Source organism: Massilia sp. DJPM01, assembly GCF_030348125.1.
In the GTDB taxonomy this organism is placed as follows: domain Bacteria; phylum Pseudomonadota; class Gammaproteobacteria; order Burkholderiales; family Burkholderiaceae_D; genus Telluria_A; species Telluria_A frigida.
The window spans coordinates 1-3,308 of record NZ_JAQOZV010000133.1 but is presented as its reverse complement, the minus strand read 5'-3'; the positions used below and the strand labels follow the sequence as shown (position 1 = coordinate 3,308).

At 63.0% G+C, this 3,308-nt stretch carries 4 protein-coding genes; all 4 read left to right on the top strand.

Features of this window, described 5'->3' with window-relative positions; all coding sequences use genetic code 11:
- The coding region (locus PO883_RS34035; protein WP_289313736.1) for a hypothetical protein at window positions 1–617 on the top strand (617 nt) is incomplete at its 5' end.
- A 97-nt stretch (window positions 618–714) separates the two neighbouring features.
- On the top strand, window positions 715–2,154 hold the full coding sequence (locus PO883_RS34030) for a DDE-type integrase/transposase/recombinase (RefSeq protein WP_289313735.1): 1,440 nt from the start codon (window positions 715–717) through the stop codon (window positions 2,152–2,154).
- Entirely contained in the window at window positions 2,151–2,993 is an 843-nt protein-coding gene (locus PO883_RS34025) for an ExeA family protein (protein ID WP_289313734.1), read from the top strand. Before PO883_RS34030 ends, PO883_RS34025 begins: the two co-directional genes overlap by 4 nt.
- A 4-nt stretch (window positions 2,994–2,997) precedes the next feature.
- Window positions 2,998–3,186 (top strand): hypothetical protein, encoded by a 189-nt coding sequence (locus tag PO883_RS34020; RefSeq protein ID WP_289313733.1) that lies wholly within the window; start codon window positions 2,998–3,000, stop codon window positions 3,184–3,186.
- Window positions 3,187–3,308 lie beyond the last annotated feature (122 nt).

Sequence of the window (3,308 nt, the reverse complement as noted above, 5' to 3'; positions counted from 1 at the left end):
AAACGGTCCTTTTGGGGGAGTCTTCGGTTTCTCACGACTTTAGACTGCCCGCAGTGTGCCACGCCCTCATTAACGATATCAAGTTCTTTCAACAGCTGGTCCAGATCGACCGCGATTTGGCCGAACAGGCCAGACTCCAGGGCTGCCCATGCGGCGGCGTTCTTCATCGGGCTCACTTTCCGCGCAAGCCGCGCAGTTGCCTGCGCGAGGTGCTCGACGATTTCAGCTCGCGTTTCAGCTTTTGCTGCGACCGGTGTCGACGGCGCGTGACGCCGCCATCGGTAAGATTCCTTGGCCGCCGGGTTCATCTCGCGCTGGCAGTGGTGCTGCTGTCCGACAGAGGCCCGACTCCGGCGACGACGCGGTTGGCTCATACACTGGCGGTCTCGACCCGCACCGTGCAGCGCTGGCGGCAGTGGTGGCGCGAGCAGTTTCCTCGTACCGACCTGTGGCAAGCACTGTGTGCCCGCTTCATGCCGCCGGTTGATCTGTCGGCACTGCCAGGTGCATTGCTGGCTCGCTTCACTGGCATGCCGACAGCGGCCATGCTGCGCCTGCTGCGGTTTCTGACGCCGCTCACCTGCCCCTCACAGATCACGCTAAAAGAGGGCCGTTGATCGCACGCAGAAGATGCGGATAGCCGCTCCCGATTTCCCCTTGTAGGCTGCTGTTCCGGTGTGGTGCCGTCGGCGCCAGCCATTCAAGGAGACCTATTTGAGTTCGATCCCCGCTACTCCCAAGCGTGATCGCTGGGCGCACTTGCGCTTCTCGATCATCGGCCCGCTATTGGCTGCACCGCCCGAACCAGGTAGTTTGTACGAGTCGTTGCGTGCACTGTCCGTAAAGACCTGGCGCCATCCGGTGTCGGGCGTGGACATACGCTTTGCAACGGCAACGATGGAGCGCTGGTATTACAAGGCGCGCAACGCAGGCGACCCGGTAGACAAACTGCGTGATCGCCGTCGTGGCGACCGAGGCCAATTCCACAGCCTGCAGCCACAAGTGGTGGCAGCCCTGCGCGCCCAGTATGAAGCCCATCCCGGATGGAGCGTGCAACTGCATGTGGATAATTTGCGCTGCGTTCTGAGCGACATCATGCTGCCTTCCTATCCGACCATTCGCCGCTACTTGCGCGCGCAGGGCATGCATCGCCAGGCGCGGCCAATACGCGCCACTGCCGGCGCATTGGCCGCGCGCGACCGTCTCGAACAGCTTGAGGTGCGCAGCTATGAAGTCGAACACGTCAATGCTCTATGGCACCTGGACTTCCACCATGGCTCGCGCAAAGTTCTGAACGCCAGCGGCGACTGGATCAAGCCGCTGCTGTTCGGCGTGATCGACGACCGTTCGCGCCTGGTCGGCCACTTGCAGTGGTACGTCGACGAGAGCGCCGCCAGTCTGGTGCACGGCTTGTGCCAGGCCTTCATGAAGCGTGGCCTGCCGCGCGCCCTGATGACCGATAACGGCGCCGCCATGCTGGCCGAAGAAACCACCAGCGGCCTGGCAGCGCTGGGGGTGCTGCACCAGACCACGTTGCCGTACTCGCCTTACCAGAATGCGAAGCAGGAGTCCTTCTGGGGCCGCGTCGAAGGGCGACTGATGGCCATGCTCGAAGGCGAAGCCACGCTTACACTCGATGCGCTCAACCTGGCTACGCAAGCCTGGGTCGAGCAGGAGTACCACCGCAGCGTGCACGCCGAACTGAAGGCAACGCCGCTGCAACGCTATTTGGAAGGTCCCAATGTCGCGCGCGAGTGTCCGTCTGCCGCAGGCCTTTGCGCGGCATTCCGGGTCGAAGTGGTACGTCGCCAGCGCCGCTCTGACGGCACATTCAGTCTGGCCGGTATGCGCTTCGAGATCCCGGCCCGTTACCGCCACCTCATCGACGTCCATGCGCGCTACGCACGCTGGGACCTGAGTCGTGTCGACCTGGTCGACCCCGGTGACGGCACTGTGCTGTGCGCCGTGCGCCCGCTCGACAAGGCCGCCAATGCCGACGGCGTGCGCCGCCGCCTCACTGCGGCCAAGGCGCCGGTGTCGGCGCCGCTTGAACCGGAAGGCATGGCGCCGCTGCTGCGCGAACTGCTGGCCGACTATGCCGCCACCGGCCTGCCGCCGGCCTACCTGCCCAAAGACGACAAGGAGTCCGAATGACCCAGAAACTGCTGGCCCTGTACGGGCTCAAATTCAATCCCTTCACGCCCGACCTGCCACTTGATGCTATTTATGTCCCACCTCGAATCGAGGACTTCTGTTGGCGCATCGCACAGGCGCAGGTGCGTGAAGGCGGCTTCGCCATGATCCACGGCGATCCTGGCAGCGGTAAGAGTATCGCCATGCGGGTGCTGGCCGAACGGCTGGCGCGCCTGCCCGACATCGTGGTCGGCGTGATCGATCACCCACAGAGCAATCTGGCCGATTTCTATCGCGAACTGGGCGATGTGTTTGGGGTGCCGCTGCGGCCCCACAACCGCTGGGGCGGTTTCAAGGCCCTGCGCGAACAATGGCAGGCGCATCTCGAATCGACACGTGCGCGTCCGGTCTTGCTGATCGACGAGGCACAGGAGATGGCACCGCCAGTGCTGTCAGAGCTGCGCCTGATGGCCAGCGCCAAGTTCGATTCGCAGCCGCTGCTGTGCGTGGTGCTGGCCGGCGACGCGCGCTTGCCCGACAAGCTACGACGCGAGGATTTGATTCCCTTGGGTTCGCGCATCCGGACCCGCCTGGCCACAGAGTACGCCAGCCGCGATGAACTGCTGACCTGCTTGAATCACCTGCTCGCGGCCGCCGGCAATGCCAGCCTGATGACAGCAGGGCTGCGCCAAACGCTGTGCGACCATGCGGCGGGAAACTACCGCATCTTGATGACACTGGCCGGTGAATTGCTCGGCGTGGCCGCCCGCAAGGACTTGGCCGTGCTCGATGAAAAACTGTATCTGGACGTGTTCGCTCAACCGGAAACCAAAGCACAGCGCCGCGCGCCGGGACGGTGAGAATATGAAAATCGAGATCCCAATGCTCATCGACTTGCCGCCTCTGTCTGACAAAAGCGCTGTCGAAATGCATCGTTTCCTGGAAGCCGTGACTACAGCGTTTGAGGACCGCTACTCGTCTCAGATCTGGCGATACTACGACAAAAACCCGCAACTGCCACGGCCAGCCAAGTTCACCGGGGAACCATTCTAAGAATCAGACCCGTCGTGGCGCCGCTGACCAGCACGTCGTGGCGCTACGCGGCTAAAATGGGTACGCCAGTCACCCATCGATTTACGTGAAAAACCGGCCATCAAGTCGCGTGACCACACTCA

Excerpts from the sequence above, each read along its gene's own strand:
- PO883_RS34025 (WP_289313734.1), top strand. The coding sequence starts at position 2,151 with ATGACCCAGAAACTGCTGGCCCTGTACGGGCTCAAATTCAATCCCTTC.
- PO883_RS34020 (WP_289313733.1), top strand. The coding sequence starts at position 2,998 with ATGAAAATCGAGATCCCAATGCTCATCGACTTGCCGCCTCTGTCTGAC.